Here is a 23,386-nt window from a genome sequence, read left to right as displayed (position 1 = left end):
CTTCGGGCTACGCCCTCACGCCACTCCCCCCGGCATGTAACACCGTGGCCTGGTTTTACGCCGCCGAATGGCCGACTTTTGCTCCGCCGTTGACACATTTCCGAAATCCGGGACAAAGGCATCGGGCACCGGCTTCACCACCTTCGCGAAACAGTGGCTCGAAACGCTTGTTGTCGAGAAATCGACGATGTCGGACTATATCGGGGCGATCAACAAGGTCTGGTCGCCGACCTTCGGCGAGCGGCCGCTCAAGAGCATCAAGCCGAGCGAGATCAAACGGATCATCGTCGAGCGATCGAAGCGGGTCAGCGGCAAGACGGTCAACAACAACCTCATTCCCCTGCGCGGGATTTTCGAACTCGCGATTGATGACCTGCTGATCGATCGATCGCCGATGGAGCGGATCAAGAGCCTTAAATATCAGAAGCGCGAGCCCGATCCGTTCGATCGCGAAGAAACTGAGCGCATCCTCGCCTATATCCGCGACCATTATGACGAGCAGGTCTGGAACTGGTACGAGTTCGCCTTCGGCACCGGCATGCGCCCCAGCGAGCAGATCATCGTCCAGTGGCGCGACGTCGACTGGAAGGGGCAGACAATCCGGGTTGAGCGTGCCCGCGTCCGCGCCGTCGTGAAATCGACGAAAACCCGAACCGTGCGGGACGTCGACCTCACCCCGCGCATGATGGCCGTACTGCAACGCCAGAAGATCCACAGCTTCATGCTTGGCCTCGATTCGCCGATCTTCCTCAATCCGGCCAGCGGCACACCCTGGCCTGATGTGCAGGACCAGCGGAAGCTCTACTTCCATCCCGCCCTGCGCGCGCTCGGCATCCGCAGCCGGGACGCCTACCAGACGCGGCATACCTACGCGACCACCGCGCTGATGGGCGGCGTGAACCCTGCCTATATTTCCCGGCAGCTCGGCCACAAAAGCGCGGCGATGCTGTTCAAGCACTATTCGAAATGGATCGACCAGGGCGATTTCGGTCGCGAGGCGGCGAAGCTCAGTCAGATCTACGGCTGAGTCGCGGCAAGCGAGGAGGGCCGCGAGCCTCGGGTGCCGAGTTACATTGAAAGGATTGACGATATTGAGCTCCCGCGTCACGAAGCCGTCCTGCATATCTTCGGACAGGAGCAATGTGCAGCCGGCTTCCGCGGCGGCGGTGACGATGAGTGCATTCCAAAACTGGAGCTTGTGGTCACTACGAGATTCGTAGCCGCCAGCGCGATTCTCGCCTCCGAAGCCGATGTGCCGAACGCTTCGAAAAATTCGAGCAGGATCGCGCGCGCTTCCTCGGCGCTGGCTCCGCTACAGCGCAGGACGCGACAAGTTCTCCGAGCGTCTGGGCGGGAACGACCAGGCTGGCGGCATCGCCAAGCCGCTCGATCAGTTCGCGCGCTTGCGCGATTTTGGCTTCATCCTCGGCCCCCGCGGCTTACGCCGGCAAGGTAGGCGAGGATGTTGCTGTCCACAGCTACGCGGGTCATTCGTACAGATTGTCGCGCGACCAGCCCCCCCCGAATTACGGACAGACAGGCCCGCGGCGAAAGCCAGCATCTTCTGGGTCGACTGCTTGTCCTGATGGCGGTCGACCGGCATCACGCGAGCGACGGGCCGCCGGCGCGACATCACGGTAAAGCTCGCTCCCTCGGAGACCTCGCGCAGGAGCTCCGTAAAGTGCTGGTTGGCCTCGCTGGCGCTGATCGCTCTGTCCATCCGCAAAATATGGTGGAAAACCCTCGTTTCGGCAACGGAGGATGCGTGCTCACCCGTGGGAAGGGGTTGTCAACGGTCCCGAAATGGGGGTGAAAATCCGGCCGGAAAACCTCAAATGTGCCACAAAAGTGCCACGAAAACCGAAAATTCCCGGTTTTATCCAGCAAGTTCAACCACTTAAGTGGTGACCCCTACGGGAATCGAACCCGTGTTTCAGCCGTGAAAGGGCCGCGTCCTAACCGCTAGACGAAGGGGCCGTCAGCGAGACCGCGCCCCTAAAGCAGCATCTCGGTGCGGTCAACCCGTCGATAGGAAAATTACCCGCCGATGCGAAAATTAATCGCCGCCATCCGCCCAGGCCGCATCTTCAAGGTGCAGTTCCGCCGACGGGCGGCTCGCCCAATCGTCCACCTTGGGGCGGCCGGCCACCCACAGCCGTCGCTGCGGCCCGGCACCGAGCAGCGCCTGACCGAGCGGCCCGTCCGCCTGGCGGAAGGCGATCGTCTTGATCGAACGGCCGTCATCGCCCTGCACGATCGCGCGCAAATGCCCCTGCCCCACGACATCGGCCTTGATCACCCGCACCGGCCCCGCGGCCACGCGCGGCGCCGGCCAGCCCGCGCCATAAGGCCCGCCGGCATCGAGCGCGCCGACCAGCCCGGGATTGACGCCGCCGGGGCTGAGCACGGCATCGAGCAATAGCGCCCGATCATCGCGCGCCCGCGCCACATCGGCCGCCAGCCGTTCATCCAGAAACTCGGCCAGCGCATCGACACGCGCGGCATCGACGGTCAGCCCCGCCGCCATCGCGTGGCCGCCGCCGGCGACCAGCAGGCCCATATCCTTGGCCGCCAGCACGGCGGCGCCCAGATCGACCCCGCCGATCGATCGGCCCGATCCCTTGCCGACACCGGCGTCGTCGAGCGCGATGACGATCGCGGGTCGGCCCAGCCGTTCCTTCAACCGGCCGGCGACGATGCCGATCACGCCGGGATGCCAGCCCTGCCCGGCGACCACCGCGACCGCGCGATTGCCCTGCCCGGCAACCGCCGCTTCGGCCGCCTCGGTGACGAGCATTTCGATGGCGCGGCGTTCCTCGTTCAACCGATCGAGTTCGGCGGCGATGCCGCGCGCCTCATCCATGTCGGTCGTCGTCAGCAGGCGCACGCCGAGATCCGACTTGCCGACCCGGCCACCGGCGTTGATGCGGGGGCCGAGTGCGAAGCCCAGATCGGTGCAGGTCGGCGCGCGGGTCAGCCGGGCCGCTTCGGCAAGCGCCGCCAGCCCGATATTGCGCTGATTCGCCATGACCTTGAGGCCCTGCGCGACGAAGGCGCGGTTGAGCCCGCGCAACGCCGCCACATCGGCGACGGTGCCGAGCGCGACGAGATCGAGCAGTTCGATCAGCTTCGGCTCCGTCCGGCCGGCAAACCAGCCGCGTCCGCGCAAGGTGCGCAACAGCGCCGCGCCGAGCAGGAAAGCGACGCCGACGGCGGCGAGGTGGCCGTGCGCCGCGCCCTCATCCTCATCCAGCCGGTTGGGATTGACCAGCGCCAGCGCCGGCGGCAGCGCGGCCGCGCATTTGTGATGATCGACGACGATTACGTCGGCCCGCGCGACACGGGCCATTTCCAGCGCCTCGAATGCCTGGGCGCCGCAATCGACGGTGACGATCAGCCGCGTCCCGCCCTCGGCAATCCGCACCAGCGCCTCGCCCGATGGGCCATAACCCTCCATCAGCCGGTCGGGGATATAGGCCTGCGGGGCAAGGCCGAGATCGCGCAGCAGCCGGATCAGCAGCGCCGCCGATGTGGCGCCGTCCACGTCATAATCGCCGAAGATGGTGATCGGCTCGCCCGCCATGACGGCGTCGGCCAGCCGTTCGGCGGCCGCATCCATGTCGCGGAAGATGGAAGGATCGGGCATGAAGCCACGGATGGTGGGCACGCGATGCGCCTCCACCTCGTCGCGCGGCACGCCACGCGCCATCAGCAGCCCGGCGACAAGATCGTCGGGCCGGAAATCGGCATCGCGGCCATCGGTGCCGGCGCCGCGCCAGCGCCAGGGCTGGCCGAGAATCGATCGCGTGACGTTGAGAACGGGGGACATGCCCCCGCTCTAGAGCGTGAACGGCCGGGGTGGAAGCATTGCGCGCGCGCCTGCCGCGATGCGGGTCAGCCGTCCTTGCGCTTCCCCGGCCCCTTCACCGGCCCCTCCACCGGCAGCGTTCAGCCGCCCTTGTGATGTTCGCCCTTCACCCAACGGACGGTGCCGGAGCTGGCGCGCATCACCACGCTCTCGGTGGTCATCACGCCGCTCTTCTTGCGCTTCACGCCTTCGAGCAGCGAGCCATCGGTAACGCCGGTGGCGGCGAAAATCGCGTCGCCCTTCACCAGATCCTCAAGGTCATAGATCCGGTCGAGATCGGTGACGCCCCATTTGCGGGCGCGGGCGCGTTCGTCCTCGTTGCGGAACAGGAGGCGGCCCTGGAACTGGCCGCCGACGCAGCGCAGCGCCGCCGCCGCGAGCACGCCTTCCGGCGCGCCGCCCGAGCCCATGTAGATGTCGATCGTGGTGTCGGGGTTGGTCACCGCGATCACGCCGGCCACGTCGCCATCGGGGATCAGGACGATGCCGCAGCCGATCTGGCGCAGTTCGGCGATCAGCTTTTCGTGGCGCGGGCGATCGAGCACGCAGGCGATGATCTCGTTGGGCTGGACGCCCTTGGCGGCGGCGAGCGCATTGATGTTCTCGGTCGGCGTGCGATCGAGGCAGACGACGCCCTTGGGATAGCCGGGACCGACCGCCAGCTTGTCCATATAGACGTCGGGCGCGTTGAGCAGACCGCCCTCTTCGGCGATGGCGAGCACGGCGAGCGCATTGGGGCCGGCCTTGGCGGTGATCGTCGTGCCTTCGAGCGGATCGAGCGCGATGTCGATCTTCGGCCCGGTGCCAATCGCATTGCCGACCTTTTCACCGATGTAGAGCATCGGCGCTTCATCGCGCTCGCCCTCGCCGATCACGACGGTGCCGTCGAACTCAAGGCCGTTGAACGCATGACGCATGGCTTCCACGGCGGCGGCGTCGGCCGCCTTCTCGTCACCGCGACCGATCAGCTTCGAAGCGGCGATCGCCGCCGCTTCGGTAACGCGCACCATTTCGAGAACCAGAACGCGGTCCAGCGCCTTGCTAGCTGTCACCATCTTCCAACGCCTTTCAGAAATATTTGGCCGCTCGCTTAGGCAAAGCGGGTGACAAAGTCGAGAATCGATCGGGCGCGGAGGGGGCCGGCATGGCCTAACCGCACGATTTGTCGCTAGGGAGCACCGCTTTACCTTTGATTCACCACCTTAAATTATGGATGATGGTGGGACTGGAGCGGGAGACCGAAATGAGCCTCGCGGCCAAGCTGCGTCAGACGTTCGACGACGAGGAACGGCGTTCCGCGCGCACGCGGCTGCGCCTTGATGGCGGCGTGCGCCACGGTTCGGAAGACTATTCCGACATCACGGTTCATGATCTTTCGGCCGATGGCTTCCGCGCCGAATCACCGCTCGAGCTTTCGCCCGGCATGACGGTCGAGGTGGATCTGCCCGGCATCGGCCTGCGCGAGGCGCATGTGATGTGGGCCGGCCACCCTTATGCCGGCTGCGCGTTCGATCAGCCCTTGCTGCGCGAACAGGCGCGCGCCGCTTTGGCCGAAAGCCCCGTCGTCTGGGGCGAATTCGGCTCGGCCGAGACAGGCCCAAGCGCGCTGTCGCGCGGCGCCGCCGCTTTTCTGGATTTCACCGCCGAAACGCCGGCCAGTGCCGAGGTGGCGAGCGAACCGCCGCTGCCCTTCCGCACCCGCGCGCGCGCCATCATCGGTCTCAACGCCCTGTTGTGGGCCGCGATCGGGGCGATCGCCTGGCTGCTGCTGGCCTGAACCGGGCGGGACGGCCCGCCCGGCCGACCCGCATCAGATATCCAGAATGTGCATCAGCATCGGCTGGCCGAGGATGCTCGCCGACCCCTTGAGCCGGTCGAGCGCATCGATCACCGCGCTTTCCGGGCAATCATGCGTCACCATCACCAGCAGCACCCCGCCATCGGCGGCGGCCCCACGCTGGATCAGGCTTTCGATCGACACGCCGGCATCGCGCATCGCGGCGGTGATTTCGGCCAGCACGCCGGGGCGATCGGCGACGGTGAAGCGCAGATAGGCGCGCCCGCTCCGTTCGCCCGCCTTTGCCGGCGCCAGCCGGGCAAGGCTCGTCACCGGCATCGCGAAGGCCGGGCCATATTCGCCACGCGCGATGTCGATCAGGTCCGCCACCACGGCCGAGGCGGTCGGCCCTTCGCCCGCGCCGCGCCCTTCGAAGAACAGCCGGCCGACGAAATTGCCCTCGGCGACGACAGCGTTGAGCGACCCCGCGACATGGGCCAGCGGGTGGCTGACCGGCACAAGGCAGGCATGGACGCGCTGGAACAGCCCGCTCTCGTTCGCTTCGGCAAGGCCGACCAGACGGACGCGGAAGCCCAGGCTCGCCGCCTCGGCGATGTCGGCGGCGATGACATGGCGGATTCCCGAAATCGCCACCGCGTCGAAATCGAGCGTCGTGCCGAACGCCAGGCTGGCCAGGATCGACAGCTTGTGCGCGGCATCGACGCCGTCGATGTCGAAGCTCGGATCCGCCTCCGCATAGCCCAGCGCCTGCGCCTCGGCGAGCACGTCGGCAAAGTCGAGGCCCTCGCTCTCCATCTTGGTCAGGATGTAATTGCAGGTGCCGTTCAGGATGCCATAGACATGGCCGATCTCGTTCGCGGCGGCGCCTTCGCGCAGCCCCTTGATGACCGGGATGCCGCCGGCGACCGCCGCTTCATATTTCAGCGCGGCATCCGCCTTTTCGGCGGCTTCGGCCAGTTCGACGCCATGGTGCGCGATCATCGCCTTGTTGGCGGTGACGAACGCCTTGCCATTGGCCAGCGTCGAGCGGGCGAGCGTCAGCGCCGGGCCATCGGCGCCGCCGATCAGCTCGACGACGACGTCCACATCGTCGCGCGCGGCAAGCGTGGTCGCATCGTCCACCCATTCGAAGGGCGACAGATCGACGCCGCGATCACGCGTGCGGTCGCGCGCCGAAATCGCGGTCACGGTAATCGGCCGGCCCGCCCGGCGCTCGATCAGCGCGCGATTGGTCTCCAGCAACTTCACCACCCCGCCACCGACGGTGCCGAGCCCCGCGAGCGCGATGCGCAACGGCTGCGTCATGAACCTCTTCTCCAGCCAATATCCAACGCTGCCTCCTAGTCGCCGATGGGGCCGCTTGCCAAGCGCCCGCCTTGTATCAACCAGGACAAGGATTTGTTTGCGACGGCCGATATCACCGTCGCGCGCGCGCGCACCTGCATCCGTGATCACCCGAACGCGCAGCGGTTGCGCGCCGCGCAATCGCCCCGACCGTCTTCGCACTTGTCCGATTGCTGCAGCGCAACATAATCTCGATGTCAGGAGAGAGAGCCTGATCGATACTCAACAGGAGATCGTTCGATGCGCTTTCTAAAGATCACCGCGGCGCTTGCCGCACTCGCCATGCCGGTCCTCGCCACCGCTCCCGCTGCCGCCCAGTCCGACTGGACGGAGACCCGGTTCGAGCGTGATGGTGACGAATATGTCGTCCGCCGCCAGCAGGTTGGCGAAACCACGCGGCTGAAGGGCTATGTCGTCGGCAAGCTCGTGAAGTTCGACCTGACGGTCAAGGGCGATCGGGTTCGCGGCTCGGTCAACAACAGCCTGGTCGAATTCCGCCGGCAGGACGCGGTTCGCCTCGCCAGCCGCTGATCCGGTTCCTGGGGCCGATCCTCTCGGCTCAACCGGGTTAGCCGATTATTTGAGCCCTACTCCGACGGCCCCTCGCGCAGCGCGCGGGGGCCGTTCCGTTTGCAGAACGTCGCATTTCTGCGCCTTTTGCCGGATTCGCGGGGAACGCCCCCGCGCGCCGCTGGTTCGCTCCTTGCCCTTCGGGGCTAGTATGAGGAGCAGGACATGCCGAACCAGAAACAAGGCGGCCAGAACCCCACCGGTCAGAACCAGGAGCGCGAGCGCCAACGGCAGGCCGAACGCCAGCAGCAGCAACAGCAGCAGCGCGGCCCGCAGGGCGAACGCCAGCAAGGCGAGCGCCAGCAGAGCGACCGCGACCGGCAGGACCGCGACCGCCAACGTTGATCGATCAGCGATCCTTGCTTGGGGCCGCCGCCGGCGGCCCTTCTTTTTGGCGGAATGGTCCATAAGGGAGACGATAAGCCGGCCCGCCCGATGCAATCGGGGCCGAACGCGGCTAGGCTTCACCCAAAGCCGGCCGCTTCCTTGCAGACCGGCCAGAATGACGGCTTGGGTCCTGCTTATGTGTAATTCCCGCAATGACGATAAGGGGCGTCGCGACGCGCTGCGCACCGCGCGCGCTGATGGCCGATGCGCTCGATCGGCTCGATATGCATTCCACCTCGGCCGCCGCCGCGACGCTCGATCTGGCGCTTCACCATCTCGATCGCGAACTCGGGACGCCGCATCGCGCCGCCTGATCGCATATTGGCGACGGATCACCCTTGCCCGCCCCCGCTTCGATCGTCCAAAGGCTAGGATGTGACGATCAAGATCGAAATGGGGAACGACGCCGCCGGCCGCCCGGTGGCGATGGACGTGGAGGAACTGCTTGCCACCCGGCTGCTCGTGCAGGGCAATTCGGGGTCGGGCAAGTCGCACCTCCTGCGGCGCATGCTTGAGGAAAGCGCAGGCGTCGTCCAGCAGATCGTGATCGACCCCGAAGGCGATTTCGTCACCCTTTCCGGCCCTTATGGCCATCTGCCGATCGAAGCCGGCGATTATAGCGAGGGCGAGATCGCCCGCGTCGCGGCGCGCGTGCGCGAACATCGCGTCTCGGTCGTGCTCAGCCTCGAAGGATTGGAGCTCGAGGCGCAGATGCGCTGCGCCGCCACCTTCCTTGCCGCATTGTTCGATGCGCCCCGCGATCATTGGTATCCCGCGCTCGTCGTCGTCGACGAAGCGCAGCTCTTCGCCCCGGCCGTCGCCGGCGAGGTTTCCGACGAAGCCCGCCGCGCATCGCTGGGCGCGATGACCAATCTGATGTGTCGCGGCCGCAAGCGCGGGCTGGCCGGGGTGATCGCCACCCAGCGGCTGGCCAAGCTGGCCAAGAATGTCGCGGCGGAAGCGTCCAACTTCCTGATGGGCCGCACCTTCCTCGATATCGACATGGCGCGCGCCGCCGATCTGCTCGGCATGGAGCGCCGCCAGGCGGAATCGATCCGCGATCTCGCGCGCGGGCAGTTCCTGGCGCTCGGCCCGGCGGTGTCGCGCCGTCCGGTCGCCATCAATATCGGCGCGGTGAAGACCTCCGCGCGCAGCGGCAGCCCCAAGCTCGTTCCGTTGCCCACCGCCCCGGCCGAAAATGTCGGCGAGCTGATTTTCGCGCGCGACGAGGCACCGCCGCCGCCTCCCCCGCCGCCCGCCCGTCCGCCGGTTTCGTCCGAGGAACTGATCCGGACGATCGCGCGCCCCCAGCTGGCGCCCGCCGCCGACGCGCCCGCCCAGCCGGCGATGGAGGAGGACGAGCGCAGCGCGATCATCGCGGCGGTGCTGGCCGACGTCGCCGCCGATCCCGAAGCGTCGTTCCGGCCGATCGCGGTGCTGTTCCAGGATTTCCAGCTCCGCTGCCGGATGCGGCGACTGCCCGATTCGGGCATCGACCTCGCCGCCTTCCGCCGCCGCATGGCGATGGCGCGCGCCGGCCTGTTCGACGAGAATGAGGAAGGCTGGGGCGAGGCGCTGGCGCTGGCGGCGGAACTGCCCGAAGACATGCTCGGCGCGTTCCTGCTGATCGCCCGCGCGGCGCGCGAGGGCCGGGAGGCGCCGGACGAAAATGCGCTGGCCGAAGTCTATGGCACGCGCTCACCCGGCCGCGTGCGCCGGCTGATCGCGTATATGGAGGCGCGCGACCTGATCGTCGTGCGCACCGATCTCGGCGGCAAGCGATCGATCAACATCCCGCGCCTGGGCTGGACCACCGCCGCGACCGCGCCGGAAGGCGAGGCGCAGGCCCGGCCCTCCCGCCCCGCCGAGAATGCGACACTGTTCTAGGACCGCCCGCTAGCGCCGCGTCGCGGGCACGGCCGCCGGCTTGACCACGCGATAGAGCGCCCCGCGTTCCCGGCCATGCCAGATCGGCACGAGATCGGGCTCATTGGGCCAGCGATCACGCGGCATGTTGATCAGCCAGAAATAATCGAACGCCGCGCGCGGGAAATTGGCGAGCGTGTCCTCCCACAGCGGCTCGTTGCCGCCACGGCATGCGCGTGGGCGCAGCAATTGCGTCGGATCGGTCTGGAAGCGTCCTGCCGCGTCATAATGCACCGTCAGCAATTGCGCCCCCGCCATCGCCCATTGGCCGTTGGCGAACGCATCGCGGCGGACGATCGCCTGGCTGCCGAGATGGTCCATGCGCGCCGTCATCCAATGGTCGCGGCATTGCAGGCCGACGAGCACCATCACCGCCGAACCCGGCCGGATATGCGCGATCGCGCCCAGCTGATCGTCATAAGCGCGCGAATATTGCGCGAAGCTCCACGTCGTCGCGCCGACCCGCCCGACGCAGAACAGGCCGGCGGCGATGGCGAACGCTGTCATCCAGCGGCGCCCAGCGCCGGGCGAGGGGCGCAGCGCGATGATGCCGATGGCAAGCGCATAAGGCACGAGCCGCATATCGGCATAAGCGGATCCCAGCAGGATGCGCGGCAGCAGCAGATAGGTGACGAGCAGGATCAACGCGGCGATCCCGAGCATCCGATCGAAGCGGAGCCGGAAGCGGACGATCCCGGCGACCAAGAGCACGCAAAGCAGCGCGACGCTGGCGATATCGAAGATTTCCCAGCGATCGCGCAACGCGCTGAGCAGCCATTCAAACTTCAGCTGCAGGTTGAACCAGTCCGCCGTCTGCCCCGCGACATTGCCGCTGCGCCAGGCGAGCATCAGCGCCATCGGCGGCCAGAGCGGCCAGGTGGAAAGGCCCGCGCGCCAGATCGCGTGCAGGCGCGAACCGCCCAGGCCGCGATCGCGCACCAGTTCGGCCGCAAAGGCGAGCAGGCCGAGCACGCCCCAGCCATAGCTGTGCACCAGCCAGATCGCGCTGCCGATCGGCACGAACAGCGCAGCCCGCAACGCCCAGCGTTCGGCACGCGCCAGCCGCAGCCACAGGCCGAAGGCGACGAAGGCCAACGCCATCGCCAGCGTGTAGTTCAGGAAACCGAACTGGAATGGATAGCCGAAGGCCAGCGGCAGCGCGAAAGCAGCGGTGGGCGGGATGCGGCCATGCGCCTCGCGCGCGATCCACAGCAGCCCCGCGGCGGTGATCGGCGGCACCAGCAACGCGATCAGCTTCACCGAGAATTGCAGCCCGAACAGCTTGGACATCGGGATGACCAGCAGATCCACGCCGAGATTGCCGAGCAGCGCCCATTCGAACCCGAAATAGCGGGAAAGATAAGGCGAACTGTCGACCGTCAGCTGCACATGATAGCGCGCAAGGTGGCCAAGCAGATCGGTCAGCGGCGGCAGGGGCGGATAGATCAGCGGAACGGCGCAGAGCAGGACGAGCGCCACTGCGTAACGCCAATCGGCCCACCAGGCAGCACGGTCGTTCGGGGAAAAAGCGGTCATGCCCGCGCCATATGCCCGGCCGCGCCCCTGCTGCAACCGGCCATGCGGATCAGGGGTGGATTCGCCACACCCGCCATGGCGTTCCGGCCAGCGGAACGGGGGTCAGCCATGTCGGCACGTCACCACGTTCGAGCCGGGCATAGAGGCCGGCGCGCGAACGCTGCGTGTAGATGCCGCCTTCGACGCTCTCGCCGCACAGCGCGACTAGCGTCACCCCGTGGCGCCTCAGGATCGGCCGCGCGAGGGCGTTGCTGCCCGCCCAGGCCTTCATCACATCGGCGATGGCCCGGCCGTTGCGGTGATAGGGGCCTGCCACGCCGCGATGATGGCTATGGAGGATCAGCGCGGGCGTGGCATCGGTGGTCGCCAGCATCGTGCCGGCGGGAACCGCGTCGAGCCCGCGCAACGCCGCTGGCGCCATGCAGGCGGCCGTCGATTTCTTCCGCGCGGCCTTCGCCTCCGATTCGGGCTGCGACACCAAGGCCGCGATGATCAGACGTGGGCCGAGGCCGGTGATGAGCATGAACAGGCCCAGCGTGCCGAATACCCGGAGCGGCATCGACGGAATCGTGACGATCCGCCGACGCAGCATCCAGCCGAGCGCGGCGGCGCCGGGAAGCGCCAGCGCCTGCGCCGCAACACCCGCCCGGGTCTGCTGCACCGCCAGGGCGATCGACGCGATGCCAAGGATCACGAAGATCAGCCAGATGCGATCACGGCGCTTCGCCAGCATCGCGATCGCCCCGACGAGGCCGGTGACGGGCACGACCAGCGTGCCCAGCGCCACTTCGGCGGACTGGCGGGTCAGGGGCTTGGCCTCGGCGACCAGCGTCAGCCACAGGCGCCGCGCCTCGGGATCGACCGCGCGATAGGGGTCGATCAGGCAGACCGCCGATGCCCCGAACATGAAAGGCAGGCCAGCGATAGCCCCAACGGCGATCAGCGCCACCGCGCGAGCGCGGGGACTCGCCGGTGCAAAATGGGTCGCGAGGGCGAGGCCACCGCAGCCGAGCAGGATCGGCAATGTCCACGCCGCCGTCAGCGCGTCACAGGCAAAGCCGAAACGCTGGGCCGGCGCCACGAACAGCAGCGATGCCACGATCAAGCCCAGCGCCAGCGAAACCGCCAGCGCCTGCACCCGATCGCGCTCCGCAGGGTCGAAGATCCACGCCGCCACGGAAAGCGCGGCACCAAGCGCGAGGAAGGGCAGCATCTCCACGCCGATGGCCAGCGATGCGGCGATCGCGATACCCGCGATCATGCCGCCGCTGCGCCTGTTCCGCGCGGCCAGCCCGACCAGCATCGCCAGCAGGGCGACGATCTGCCAGCCATGATGATCGATCCGCAACGGCGCCAGCATGCCGGTCAGTGGCCCGGCGCAGATCAGCACCAGCGGCGCCCACCACCCGGCATCCGGTGCGATCGCCCGGCGGCCCAGCGCGCCGGCGAACGCCATGGCCACCGCCAAAGCGATCAGCGGGACGATCACCGCCGCAAGGATTTCCGCCGTGCCCTGGCCGATCCACGGGGCAAGCGGCCGGATGATCGCCGCCAGCGGCAGATCGACAAGCCGGCTCCAGTGAATGTCGGCGCCTGCGGGCGGATCGAGCCGATATTGGCGCAGATCGAACCAGCCCTGCCCGGCCAGCCAGTCGCGCACCTGCAACAGCCGCAGATTGTCGTCGGTATCGGGCAATTGCCCATTGGCGATCGCGTCCCGCCGCGCCCACAACAGCCACGCCACCACCGCGAGCCAGAGGCCGAACAACCCCAGCAGCCAGGTCCGCCGCCCCGCCAGGGCAGCGGGCGCGGGGCCACGATCAGCGGGCATGTCGATCACATCCTGATGCACAGCGTCGTGATGGCCGCCAAAGCCCCAAAATGTGGTTAAGGCGGGTGGCGCATCGCTACCGCTTCAAATTGGTCGCGCAAGCCACTAAAGGCGCGCTTCGTGACCCTGATCCGCCGCCACGCGATCGCGATCCTCGCGATCCTCGCCCTTGCCACCGCCGCCTGGTTCCGCATTCGCGGAACGCTGGCCGAACCGCTGTGGCTCGACGAAGCCTATAGCGCCTATGCCGCGTCCAAGCGCTGGGATTTTCTGTGGCACGTGGTGCCGCGCTACGAAACCCACCCGCCCTTTTATTATTCGCTGCTGCGTGGCTGGACGCTGATTTTCGGCGATTCCCTGGCGGCGCTCCGCGCATTGGGCATTGTTTGCGGCCTCCTGCTCTTGCCCGCCATCGGCCTTGCCGCGCGCGAAGCGGCGCGAATGCTGCGCCTGCCTGCGCTGCCGGTCATCGGCGTAGCGGTGGCGTTCGCGGCATTGTGGCCCGTGCTGGTCGAAATGTCGCGCGAAGTACGCCCCTATCCGGTGCTGATCCTCGTCTACGCGATGGCGCTGTTCGCGCTGATCCGCACCGCCCGCATCGCCGATGGCCGGCCGCGCATCCCGCGCGTGCCCTTCGCGCTCTACATCCTCTGCCTTGCCCTCATATTGTGGCTGCACAATCTCGGCCCGCTCTACGCTGCGGCCCTCGGCCTCGCCGCGATCACGCTGCTCGCGCACAGGGGCATGGCGCGCAACGAATGGAAGTGGTTGATCGGGGGCCATGGGCTCGCGGCCTTCCTCTACCTGCCTGCCTTCCTGATTCTGATCGATCAGGCCCCGACCTGGGTGAAATCGACCTGGCTGCGCTTCTCCTTCAACGGGATGCCCCCCAAGCTCGCCGAGCTTTATGCCTCGCAAGGAGCGATTGCGATGCTTTCGGCCGCAACGCTGGCGCTGCTCGCCGTGCCGGTGTTGGCAGGCTCCACCCGCGGTCGCCGGCTTGGCATCGCCTTGTTCCTTGCCGCTCTGTTCCCGGTCGCAGCATCGATCCTGATCTCGCTGCTGGTGGCGCCGGTGTTCATCATCCGCACGATGACCGCCGTCGCCGTGCCGACCATCCTGATCCTCGCGATCGGCACGGGCGGCCATGTCGGCGCCCGCACGCTGTGGCGCTGGCCGGCGCTCGGCGCACTGCTGCTGCTTACCAGCCAGATGCTCACCGTCGACATGCGCCGCCGGGCCGGGCCACCCATGCAGGACTGGTACAATGCGCTGAAATGGCTCGGCGAACGCTATCGCCCCGGCGATGTCGTCTGGGCCTATCCGAACGAAGGCGCGCTGCCGTTCGACTATGCGGCGCGCGATCTGGGGCTCGCGGTGGTCACCCGGCCGATTCCGACGGCGGTGCCGACGCTGGATGGCGGGCCGGGCGCGTGGAACCCCACGGGCAGCCGCGGCGTCGTCTCGCTGCCGGCAGAACGGCTCGAAGCGCTGGCGGCCGCGCCCGAAGCGACCCGCGTGCCGACGATCTGGCTGCTGCGTTTGGGCGCCAACGCCTATGACAAGGGCGATCACCTGCTCGACGCGCTGGAATCGCGCCGGGTGCGGATCGCCGATTGCGAAAGCTACCCGATCGACATCATCGGCCTGACGCGGCCCGAACTGGTGACCGGCCACACGCCGCTGTTCCCGGCCCGGCGCGCACGCTGCCTTCCGGGCAAATAAAAACCCCGCCGCCCGATAGGGGCGACGGGGCTTCCCATTTGGCTTTTTCCGCCGCGCCTCAGCGACCGTCGCGACGGCCGAGCAGGCGCAGGCGAAGCGCGTTGAGCTTGATGAAGCCCGCCGCGTCGCGCTGGTCATAGGCGCCGGCGTCGTCCTCGAACGTCACCACCTTCTCGCTGTAGAGCGTGTTGGGGCTCTTGCGGCCGACGACATAGACGCCGCCCTTGTAGAGCTTGAGGCGGACGGTGCCGGTCACCTTGTCCTGGCTATGATCGATCGCGGCCTGCAGCATCTCGCGCTCCGGCGAGAACCAGAAGCCGTTATAGATCAGCTCGGCATAGCGCGGGGCCAGTTCGTCCTTGAGGTGCGCCGCGCCGCGATCGAGCGTGATCTGCTCGATACCGCGATGGGCGAGGTGATAGATGGTGCCGCCCGGCGTTTCATACATGCCGCGGCTCTTCATGCCGACGAAGCGGTTCTCGACCAGATCGAGCCGGCCGATGCCATGCTTGCGGCCGAGATCGTTGAGCTTGGCGAGGAGCGTCGCCGGGCTCATCGCCTCGCCATTGATCGCGACGCCGTCGCCACGCTCGAAATCGATCGTGATGATCTCGGGCTGGTCGGGCGCGTCCTCGGGGTTGACGGTGCGCGAATAGACATAATCGGGCACCTCCTCCCACGGATCTTCCAGCACCTTGCCCTCGGACGAGGTGTGGAGAAGGTTCGCGTCGGTCGAGAAGGGCGATTCGCCGCGCTTGTCCTTGGGCACCGGGATCTGGTGCTTTTCGGCGAATTCGATCAGCGCGGTGCGGCTGGTCAGGCCCCATTCGCGCCACGGCGCGATCACCTTGATGTCCGGCGACAGCGCATAATAGCCGAGCTCGAAGCGGACCTGATCATTGCCCTTGCCGGTCGCGCCATGGCTGACGGCATCGGCGCCGACCATCTTGGCGATCTCGATCTGGCGCTTGGCGATCAGCGGCCGGGCGATCGACGTGCCGAGCAGATAGAGCCCTTCATAGAGCGCATTGGCGCGCATCATCGGGAACACATAATCCTTCACGAACTCCTCGCGGAGATCGTCGATGAAGATGTGCTCGTCCTTGATGCCCATCAGCTTGGCCTTGGCGCGCGCCGGTTCCAGCTCCTCGCCCTGGCCGAGATCGGCGGTGAAGGTCACGACCTCGCAGCCGTAGGTCTGCTGCAGCCATTTCAGGATGACGCTCGTGTCGAGCCCCCCCGAATAGGCCAGCACCACGCGCTTCACATCACTCGTCATCTCGATCTCCGAAAGGGGGCCGGATCGCCGGCGCGGCCGCGCTCTGCCACAGCGGTCGGGAGTCGTTCAAGCGCGATACAGCAGCGGGTGGCCAACATGTCAGCCTTGTAACATGCTTTCAGCATCGAACATCGGGCGCAACACGCCTGGGCGAATCAGGGATCGTCAAACGAGATCGCATGATTCGATCGACAGGATGGAAGGAGCAACCCCATGAAGAAACTCGCCATCGGCGCTTCGCTGGCCGCCCTGATCGCCGTTCCGGCGCTGGCCTTCCAGGCCGCCGCCCCGGATCGCCCCGCACCGCCGCCGCAGACGCGCACCGCCGTTGAGGCGAGCGTGAAGGACCATTTCGCGAAGATGGACCTCAACAAGGACGGCGCGGTCACCCAGCAGGAAATCCAGGCGGGCCGCGACGCGCGGATGAAGCAGCGCGCCGACGAACGCTTCGCCGCGCTCGATACCGACAAGAACGGCCAGATCAGCCGGGCGGAATTCGATGCCGGGCGCGATCGCAAGCGCGACGGATGGGCCGAACGCGGCGGCCCGGGCGGCAAGCATCATGGCATGCGCGGGCATCATCGCGGCGGCGGCGACCATATGGGCGGCCGCATGTTCGGGATGGCCGATGCCGACAAGGACGGCAAGGTGACGCTGGCCGAAGCAACCACCGCGCGCCTGCAGTGGTTCGACAAGATCGACGCCAACAAGGACGGCACGATCTCGCCCGAAGAACGCCAGGCAGCACGGGCGCAGATGCGCCAGGCCAAGGCCCCGCAGAACTGATCGGAAGGGAAATGCCGTCGGCTATTCGGCCGGCGGCACCCTGACGACGAGACCGTCGAGCGCCTCGTTCACCGGCACCTGACAGCCCAGGCGGCTTTCCGGGCGGCGGTGGGCGAGGCCTTCGATCATGTCCGCCTCCTCGGCGCCCGGCGGTGCCAGCCGGTCCGCCCATTCGCCATCCACCCAGACATGGCAGGTGGCGCAGGAACAGATGCCGCCACAGGTGCCGACAATGCCGTCGACGCCACCCATCAGCGCGGTTTCCATCAAGGTCATCAGCGGCAACGCATCGGCCGTCACCGCCACGCCATCCTGCTGAACATAAGTGATCTTCGGCATCAGGCGGCTCCCCCGAATTCGACCGGCACATGGGTGAAACCGCGCACCTGCGGCGAATGCATCCGCTGCAGCGCGCTTTCGTCCACCGCGAAACGGCCCATCATCGCCAGCAATTCCTCCATCGCCACCCGCGCTTCCAGCCGGGCGAGCGCGGCGCCAAGGCAGGCGTGCAGCCCACCGCCGAAGCCCAGATGATCGCGCGGATTGCGCCGCACGTCATAGATTTCGGCGCGATCATATTTGCGATCGTCGCGATTGGCGCAGGTGAACAGCAAAGCGACCTTCGCGCCGGCCGGAATCGTCCGCCCATGAAGGTCCACGTCGCGCGTCGTCGTCCGCGCCATCATCTGCGTCGGGCCGTCGAAGCGCATGGTTTCCTCGATGGCCGAAGGCAGCAGGTCGGGCTCGGCGCGCAGGATGGCCAGTTGGTCGGGATGGCGATGCAACTGGTAGATCATGTTGCCGATCAGCTTGGTCGTGGTTTCGTTGCCCGCGATCGACAGGATGAAGATATAGCCGAGCACCTCCTCGTGCGTCAGGTCGCCCGCCGCCTCGGCCGCCATCAGCGTGGCGATGATATCGTCGCGCGGCGCAGCGCCGGCGCGGCGCTTCATGTCCTCGGCGAAATAGCCATAGAGCGCATAGCTCGCATGCATGCCTTCGTCGGGCATTTCGAACACGCCCTCGTCGCGATGGACCACCGCGTCGGTCAGCCCGCGCAGCATGTCCTCGTCCGCCTTCGGAAAGCCCAGCAGGCGGCAGATGATCGCCATCGGCAGCTTGGCAGCGAAATCGGTGATGATGTCGATCCGGCCGCTATCGCGATGCGGCGCCAGCAATTCGCGGGCAAGTTCGCGCACGCTTTCTTCCAGCACCGCCACCTTGGCGGGCGTGAACATGCCCGCGATCAGATGGCGCATCTTGGTGTGGATCGGCGGATCGGCGTTGATCAGCGTCGGCACCTCGGCCTTGATCGGCTCCAGCGTCGTGCCCTGCGCGCTTGAAAACACGCCGAAATTGCGTACCGCCGCCAGGCAGTCGTCATAGCGCGACAGCGCCCAGAAATCGAACTTGCGATTGTGAAAGACGGGCGCCTCGTCCCGCAGCCGGCGATAGGTGGCATAGGGATCGTCGTGCAGCGCATAATCGAACGGATCATAATCGAGCATGTCGTTGGCCAGCCTCTCCACCGCGCCTGAAGCGTCTTTTCATGAGGCATAACAAGCGAAGGACGGCCGCCTAGCCCTCGATACTGCGCCAATCAGGCCAAATCGACCATAACAGCCATCAATCGCCAAATGGCTCAGGTTTGCACTCCGGCCAGATTGCACTTATGCTGATCGAAACGGGCCAATGACGACGCAAAGCGCGCATGGATCATCCGTTGATTGTCATCCTTCGAAACGAGAGGCGGGTGATGGCGCAAACGAATTGGACCAATCTGGCTACCGCGCATGCCGGCGGCATCGCCGTTGAGCTGCGCCGCTACGATCTGCCGGCGCCGGTGGAGATGGTCGTCCGCGAAACCCAGCCGGTCGTCAGCATGATGCTGCCGCCTTATCCCATCCAGCGTTTCGGCCGCTACGAAGGCGCCGGCGGCGATTATCGCGGGCTCGGCAATATCGTCTTCACGCCCGCCGCGGCGGATTGCCAGTTTCGCGGCGATGGCGGCCAGCCGCTGACGATCAGCTGCCTGTTCGACGCGGACCTGTTCGATCGGGTGACGCGGATCGGCGACGGCTGGAGCCGGTGCCGCCTGGCCGCCACGCTGGACGTCGGCGGCACCGCCGGCGGCGCGATCGATTCGCTGCTGCGCCGCATGGCCGAGGAACTTCGCACGCCCGGTTTCGCCACCGAAACGCTGGTCGAGGGCCTGGGGCTGGCCGCGCTCGCCGAACTGAGCCGCTTCCTCCACGCCGATGGCCCGGCCGAACCGCGCCGCACCGGCCAGTTGAGCGCCGTCCAGCTCCGCCGGCTGGACGAATATGTCGATGCCTTCCCCCGCCGCGCGCCGACGATCGGCACACTGGCCGGCCTGCTGGACATGAGCCCGCGCCGGCTGACCACGCTGTTCCGCGACACGACCGGGCTGACGGTGCGTGCCTGGGTGGAAGCGAAGCGGATGGAACAGGCCCGCCGCCTGCTCACCGACACCGATCTGCCATTGAAGGCGATCGCCTATGATCTCGGCTTCGCCAATCAGGGCGTCTTCTCGACCGCGTTCCGCCGCGTCGCCGGGCTGGCGCCGAGCACCTATCGCGACCGTTATCGCTGACCCGCAGGCGCAAGCCTGTGCCGCCCCGCGAAAGTGAAAGGCCGCGCCAAGCCTGTCATCACCGCCTAAATTCGCCGGCCAGAGAATTAGGAGGCGATGATGAAGGCGGTGCGCGTTCATGGGCCGGGCGATGTCCGGCTCGACGAGATCGAGGCGCCCGTGGCGGGACCGCGCGACGTTGTCGTCCGCGTGGCGACGGCGGGAATCTGCGGCAGCGATGTCACCTATGTGCGCGCCGGCGGCGTCGCCGCGCCCGCGACCGAACCGTTCGGGCTGGGCCATGAACTGGCCGGCACGATCGCGGCGGTGGGCGCCGAGGTCCGTGGCGTCGTGGCCGGCGATCGCGTGATCGTGAACCCGATGGGTGACGGCAACGGCATCGGCAATGGCGTGCCCGAAGGCGCCTTCGCCCCGCACCTCATCGTCCGCAACGCCACGCTGGGCGGGGCGCTGCACAAGATTCCCGATACGATGGGGTTCGATCGCGCCGCGCTGGCCGAGCCGCTTTCGGTGGGCCTCCACGCCGTCAACCGCTCCGGCGCCCGCCCCGGCGACAAGGTGGTGCTGTTCGGCGCGGGGCCGATCGGGCTTGGCATATTGCTGTTCCTGAAACGGGCTGGCGTTACCGATGTCGCCGTGGTCGATACCACCCCGCAACGGCTGGAACGCGCGCGCCAGCTTGGCGCGAGCGTGACGATCAACCCCGACGAACAGGATGTCGCCGCCGCGCTGGGCGCCGCATTCGGCACCGGCGAGCTGTTCGGCTGGCCGGTGATCAACGCCAATCTATGGTTCGAGGTGACGGGTGCCGCGCCCGTCGTCCAGTCGATCATCGGCATGGCCCCGTTCCACGCGACGATGGTGGTCGTCGCCGTCCATCACGATCCCGTGCCCGTCAATTTCCAGATGGCGCTCGGCAAGGAAATGTCGATCGTCACGTCGATGGCCTATCCGGACGAGTTCCCCGACGTGATCGCCGCGCTTGCCGATCCGGCTGTCGATGTGGCCCCGATGATCAGCCACAGCTTCCCGCTCGATGACTTCATGACAGCCTTTGCCGTCGCACAGGACCGGCAGGCTTCCGCCAAGGTGCTGGTGACCTTTGATGACTGATATGAACACGATCCGCATTGCCGACCTCGCCAACCCCGAACTGACCGAGATGCAGAAGGGGGCGATCGCTTATGCCCCGCCGGTGACGATGGAGGTGGAAGCCGTGCTCGCCGCCGCCCGTGCGGCCACGGGGCTTACCGATTTCGGCGCGCCCGATTTCCGCGAGCGGCTGGCCATCTGGCTCGCCGCCTTCGATGCTGACAAGGGGCTGGGCCCGCTCGGCCGCGCCGGCATGTTCGGCGATTGCGTGCGCTATGCCTCCGCCCGCCTGCGGGTCGAGGATCTCTACCGCCGCCATCCCGGGATCGCCGACGTCGTGATCGACCGGCCGATCATCATCGCCGGCCTGCCGCGATCGGGCACCACCCACCTCGTCAACATCCTCGCCGCCGATCCCCGGCTGCGTTCGATGCCGCTGTGGGAGACGATGGAGCCGATCCCCGCCGCCGATGACGCGCCGACGGTGCCGGGCGAGGATCCGCGCTACACCCGCACGCGCGAAATGTGGGGCCAGTTCGAAGCCGTGCTGCCGCTGATGCCCGCCATGCACGAAATGGCGCCCGATCATGTGCATGAGGATATCGAGCTGCAGGGCGCGGATTTCTCGTCCTATTTGCCCGAATGGCTGAGCCGCCCTTATGCGTGGCGCGAATATTATGCCGCCCATGATCAGACGCCGCATTACGCCTATGGCAAGCGCGTGCTGAAGGCGATGACGCACCTGCGCGGGCCCAATCGCTGGGTGATGAAATCGCCCCCGCATATGGAAAATTTCGGCCCGCTTGCCGCCACTTACCCGGACGCGACGATCGTCGTCACCCATCGCGATCCACTGGCGGTGATCCAATCGGCGATCACCATGCTGGCTTATGGCGATCGCATCCGCCGCACGCTGCCGCTCGATCTCAAGGAACTGGCGACCTATTGGATCGACCGGATCGAGATGCTGCTGAAGGCCTGCGTGCGCGATCATGACAAGCTGCCCGCCGGCCGCTCGCTCGACCTGCTGTTCCACGAATATATGGCCGATCAGAAATCCGTGATCGCCCGGGTCTATGCCATGGCCGATCTGGAACTGACCCCCGATGCCGAAGCCAGCATCGATCGCTTCCTCGCCGCCAATCCGCGCGGCAAGCATGGCCAGGTCGTCTATGATCTCGCCGGCGATTTCGGCGTCGATATCGGCGCGCTCAGGGAGCGCTTCCAATTTTATTATGATCGCTTCCCCGTCCGGCGGGAGCGCATGACCGGAGAAAAGGCATGACCGAAGCCGCCGCCGATCGCCTGCTTTCGGGCGAAGCCTGGGACGATTTCTGCGAAACGGTGCGCCGCGCCGGCCATATGATCGATCGCTTCGGCGACGATGCCGATACGCTCGACCGCGCCGAATGGTATCGCTTCATGACGCGGCTGATGCGCAACGGCTTCGAACGCTTCATGGAGAATTGCGAGGCCGAGCGCCCGCGCCTGCGCGATGCGCCCTGGCGGCAGGGGATCAACTTCCAGTCGCCCGATCAGGACCATCTGCTCGCGGAGTTCATCGACGGGTCGGCCGATTACCGCATCACCGGCAATCGCGGCACCATCCCTTATTTCGTGATGGCCGCCTGGGAAGCCAAGCAACCCGCCGACATCGGCGAACGCGATTGGGCGAAGCGCGGCACGGAGGGGCTGGCCGAATTCGACCCGGCGACGCTGCGCACCACGGGCTTCCTGCAAAGCGACACCATCCACTTCGACGCGAACGGCGATTTCGAGGTGATCGTCAGCCGTACGAAGCCGGCGGGGGATGTCGCCTGGCTGCCGATCACCGACAAGTGCATCGGCCTGCTGGTCCGCACCGTCTATCACGAACGCGGCAAAACGGTGGCGCCCGCCATGCGGATTGAGCGGCTGGACGGTGCCGATCCCCGCCCGATCCGCCCGGCGGACATGAGCGACGCGCTCGCCAAATCGGGCCAGATCGTTCTCGCTTATGCCGAACTGGTGCGCAGCTGGTGGCAGGACAATCTCGCCAAACGCCCCAACCGGGTGCGCTTCAGCCGCGCGGTCTATCTGTCGAACGGCGGCGTTCCCGATCGCCATCACGGCTTCGGCACCTGGGAAAAAAAGCCGGACGAGGCGCTGGTGTTGCGCTTCACCCCCACGCCCTGCGATTACTGGATCTTCCAGCTCTGCAACATCTGGCAGGAAAATCTGGACAATTACGAAGACGGCCAGGGCTATGTGCAGAAATACACCGCCACCTACGAAGCCGATGGGTCGGTGCTGCTGGTGGTGGCCGATGCGGATCCCGGCATCGGCGGCAACTGGATCGATCCTTATGGCCACGCCCATGGCGGCTGGAGCCTGCGCCTGATCAAGACCGAGGGCGAGCCGCCGGCCGTCACGCTCTACCGGCTGCCGCTGGCCGCGCTCCGCCAGCAAGGCCGCGCCGCGCTCGACACCGCCGAAGCGGTGATGACGGGGGAAATCACCGACTAGAGCAGTTTCCGATCCGACTGCGTCGGCTCGAATGCTCTAGGCTGTAGTGACGATTTAATTATTTGATCCAGAGCATGATGCTGGCGAGTTTGACGAAGCCGAGGAAGTTGGCGGCGAGCTTGTCG

Annotated in this window: 21 protein-coding genes and 1 tRNA gene; 12 read left to right on the top strand and 10 right to left on the bottom strand. The window is 66.9% G+C overall.

Annotation, left to right across the window (positions count from 1 at the left end):
- The first annotated feature begins 67 nt into the window (after positions 1–67).
- Positions 68–1,027 (top strand): tyrosine-type recombinase/integrase, encoded by a 960-nt coding sequence (locus CHB74_RS19545; protein WP_089221181.1) that lies wholly within the window; start codon positions 68–70, stop codon positions 1,025–1,027.
- 363 nt (positions 1,028–1,390) lie between these two features.
- Here CHB74_RS19545 and CHB74_RS22845 read toward each other — a convergent pair whose 3' ends face one another.
- The 4 genes from CHB74_RS22845 to glpX form a co-directional block, all read right to left on the bottom strand.
- The gene (locus tag CHB74_RS22845; RefSeq protein WP_089221180.1) at positions 1,391–1,720 is read right to left on the bottom strand and encodes a type II toxin-antitoxin system Phd/YefM family antitoxin; all 330 of its coding nucleotides are present in this window, start codon (positions 1,718–1,720) and stop codon (positions 1,391–1,393) included.
- Between the two features lie 182 nt (positions 1,721–1,902).
- Positions 1,903–1,977: transfer RNA gene (locus CHB74_RS19535), tRNA-Glu, on the bottom strand.
- A gap of 79 nt (positions 1,978–2,056) precedes the next feature.
- Entirely contained in the window at positions 2,057–3,829 is a 1,773-nt protein-coding gene (recJ, locus tag CHB74_RS19530) for a single-stranded-DNA-specific exonuclease RecJ (RefSeq protein WP_089221179.1), read from the bottom strand.
- 119 nt (positions 3,830–3,948) lie between these two features.
- Complete coding sequence (glpX, locus tag CHB74_RS19525) at positions 3,949–4,923, bottom strand: class II fructose-bisphosphatase (RefSeq protein ID WP_089221178.1); 975 nt, start codon at positions 4,921–4,923, stop codon at positions 3,949–3,951.
- A 188-nt stretch (positions 4,924–5,111) separates the two neighbouring features.
- Between glpX and CHB74_RS19520 the strand changes: the two genes are divergently transcribed.
- Positions 5,112–5,645, top strand: a complete 534-nt coding sequence (locus CHB74_RS19520) for a PilZ domain-containing protein (RefSeq protein ID WP_089221184.1) — start codon at positions 5,112–5,114, stop codon at positions 5,643–5,645.
- A gap of 33 nt (positions 5,646–5,678) precedes the next feature.
- Here CHB74_RS19520 and CHB74_RS19515 read toward each other — a convergent pair whose 3' ends face one another.
- Positions 5,679–6,971: a homoserine dehydrogenase gene (locus CHB74_RS19515; RefSeq protein WP_089221177.1), complete on the bottom strand. Its 1,293-nt coding sequence runs from the start codon at positions 6,969–6,971 to the stop codon at positions 5,679–5,681.
- Positions 6,972–7,250: 279 nt separating this feature from the next.
- Between CHB74_RS19515 and CHB74_RS19510 the strand changes: the two genes are divergently transcribed.
- The 4 genes from CHB74_RS19510 (at position 7,251) to CHB74_RS19500 (ending at position 9,854) form a co-directional block, all read left to right on the top strand.
- Entirely contained in the window at positions 7,251–7,541 is a 291-nt protein-coding gene (locus CHB74_RS19510; RefSeq protein ID WP_089221176.1) for a hypothetical protein, read from the top strand.
- A 204-nt stretch (positions 7,542–7,745) separates the two neighbouring features.
- On the top strand, positions 7,746–7,925 hold the full coding sequence (locus CHB74_RS21775; protein ID WP_144033869.1) for a hypothetical protein: 180 nt from the start codon (positions 7,746–7,748) through the stop codon (positions 7,923–7,925).
- Positions 7,926–8,119: 194 nt separating this feature from the next.
- On the top strand, positions 8,120–8,281 hold the full coding sequence (locus CHB74_RS22130; protein ID WP_179220932.1) for a hypothetical protein: 162 nt from the start codon (positions 8,120–8,122) through the stop codon (positions 8,279–8,281).
- A gap of 61 nt (positions 8,282–8,342) precedes the next feature.
- A complete protein-coding gene (locus tag CHB74_RS19500; protein WP_089221174.1) occupies positions 8,343–9,854 on the top strand; it encodes an ATP-binding protein in 1,512 nt (503 codons plus the stop codon).
- 9 nt (positions 9,855–9,863) lie between these two features.
- Here the strand turns inward: CHB74_RS19500 and CHB74_RS19495 are convergent, their stop codons facing one another.
- Both CHB74_RS19495 and CHB74_RS19490 read right to left on the bottom strand, forming a co-directional pair.
- Positions 9,864–11,429: a hypothetical protein gene (locus CHB74_RS19495; RefSeq protein WP_089221183.1), complete on the bottom strand. Its 1,566-nt coding sequence runs from the start codon at positions 11,427–11,429 to the stop codon at positions 9,864–9,866.
- 49 nt (positions 11,430–11,478) lie between these two features.
- A complete protein-coding gene (locus CHB74_RS19490; RefSeq protein WP_144033868.1) occupies positions 11,479–13,260 on the bottom strand; it encodes an AcrB/AcrD/AcrF family protein in 1,782 nt (593 codons plus the stop codon).
- Between the two features lie 120 nt (positions 13,261–13,380).
- Between CHB74_RS19490 and CHB74_RS19485 the strand changes: the two genes are divergently transcribed.
- On the top strand, positions 13,381–14,985 hold the full coding sequence (locus CHB74_RS19485; RefSeq protein ID WP_089221172.1) for a glycosyltransferase family 39 protein: 1,605 nt from the start codon (positions 13,381–13,383) through the stop codon (positions 14,983–14,985).
- A 58-nt stretch (positions 14,986–15,043) separates the two neighbouring features.
- On the opposite strand, the gene CHB74_RS19480 is transcribed toward CHB74_RS19485, so the two are convergent.
- On the bottom strand, positions 15,044–16,264 hold the full coding sequence (locus CHB74_RS19480) for an argininosuccinate synthase (protein ID WP_089221171.1): 1,221 nt from the start codon (positions 16,262–16,264) through the stop codon (positions 15,044–15,046).
- A gap of 213 nt (positions 16,265–16,477) precedes the next feature.
- Here CHB74_RS19480 and CHB74_RS19475 point away from each other — a divergent pair, with 213 nt between their 5' ends.
- Complete coding sequence (locus tag CHB74_RS19475; protein ID WP_089221170.1) at positions 16,478–17,050, top strand: EF-hand domain-containing protein; 573 nt, start codon at positions 16,478–16,480, stop codon at positions 17,048–17,050.
- A gap of 21 nt (positions 17,051–17,071) precedes the next feature.
- On the opposite strand, the gene CHB74_RS19470 is transcribed toward CHB74_RS19475, so the two are convergent.
- Positions 17,072–17,389 (bottom strand): 2Fe-2S iron-sulfur cluster-binding protein, encoded by a 318-nt coding sequence (locus CHB74_RS19470; RefSeq protein ID WP_089221169.1) that lies wholly within the window; start codon positions 17,387–17,389, stop codon positions 17,072–17,074.
- Complete coding sequence (locus tag CHB74_RS19465; protein ID WP_089221168.1) at positions 17,389–18,579, bottom strand: cytochrome P450; 1,191 nt, start codon at positions 18,577–18,579, stop codon at positions 17,389–17,391. Before CHB74_RS19465 ends, CHB74_RS19470 begins: the two co-directional genes overlap by 1 nt.
- 227 nt (positions 18,580–18,806) lie before the next feature.
- Here CHB74_RS19465 and CHB74_RS19460 point away from each other — a divergent pair, with 227 nt between their 5' ends.
- From CHB74_RS19460 to CHB74_RS19445, 4 genes are all read left to right on the top strand, one after another.
- Positions 18,807–19,664, top strand: coding sequence for a helix-turn-helix transcriptional regulator (locus CHB74_RS19460; protein WP_089221167.1), 858 nt, complete (start codon positions 18,807–18,809; stop codon positions 19,662–19,664).
- 99 nt (positions 19,665–19,763) lie between these two features.
- Complete coding sequence (locus tag CHB74_RS19455) at positions 19,764–20,777, top strand: zinc-dependent alcohol dehydrogenase (RefSeq protein WP_089221182.1); 1,014 nt, start codon at positions 19,764–19,766, stop codon at positions 20,775–20,777.
- Positions 20,770–22,041: a sulfotransferase family protein gene (locus tag CHB74_RS19450; protein WP_245843053.1), complete on the top strand. Its 1,272-nt coding sequence runs from the start codon at positions 20,770–20,772 to the stop codon at positions 22,039–22,041. Before CHB74_RS19455 ends, CHB74_RS19450 begins: the two co-directional genes overlap by 8 nt.
- Positions 22,038–23,261, top strand: coding sequence for a hypothetical protein (locus CHB74_RS19445; protein ID WP_089221165.1), 1,224 nt, complete (start codon positions 22,038–22,040; stop codon positions 23,259–23,261). Before CHB74_RS19450 ends, CHB74_RS19445 begins: the two co-directional genes overlap by 4 nt.
- Positions 23,262–23,386 lie beyond the last annotated feature (125 nt).

The organism is Edaphosphingomonas laterariae (assembly GCF_900188165.1).
Taxonomy (GTDB): Bacteria; Pseudomonadota; Alphaproteobacteria; order Sphingomonadales; family Sphingomonadaceae; genus Sphingomonas_E; species Sphingomonas_E laterariae.
Note: the sequence above shows the minus strand (reverse complement) of the source record. Positions and strands in the feature narration are given on the sequence as shown.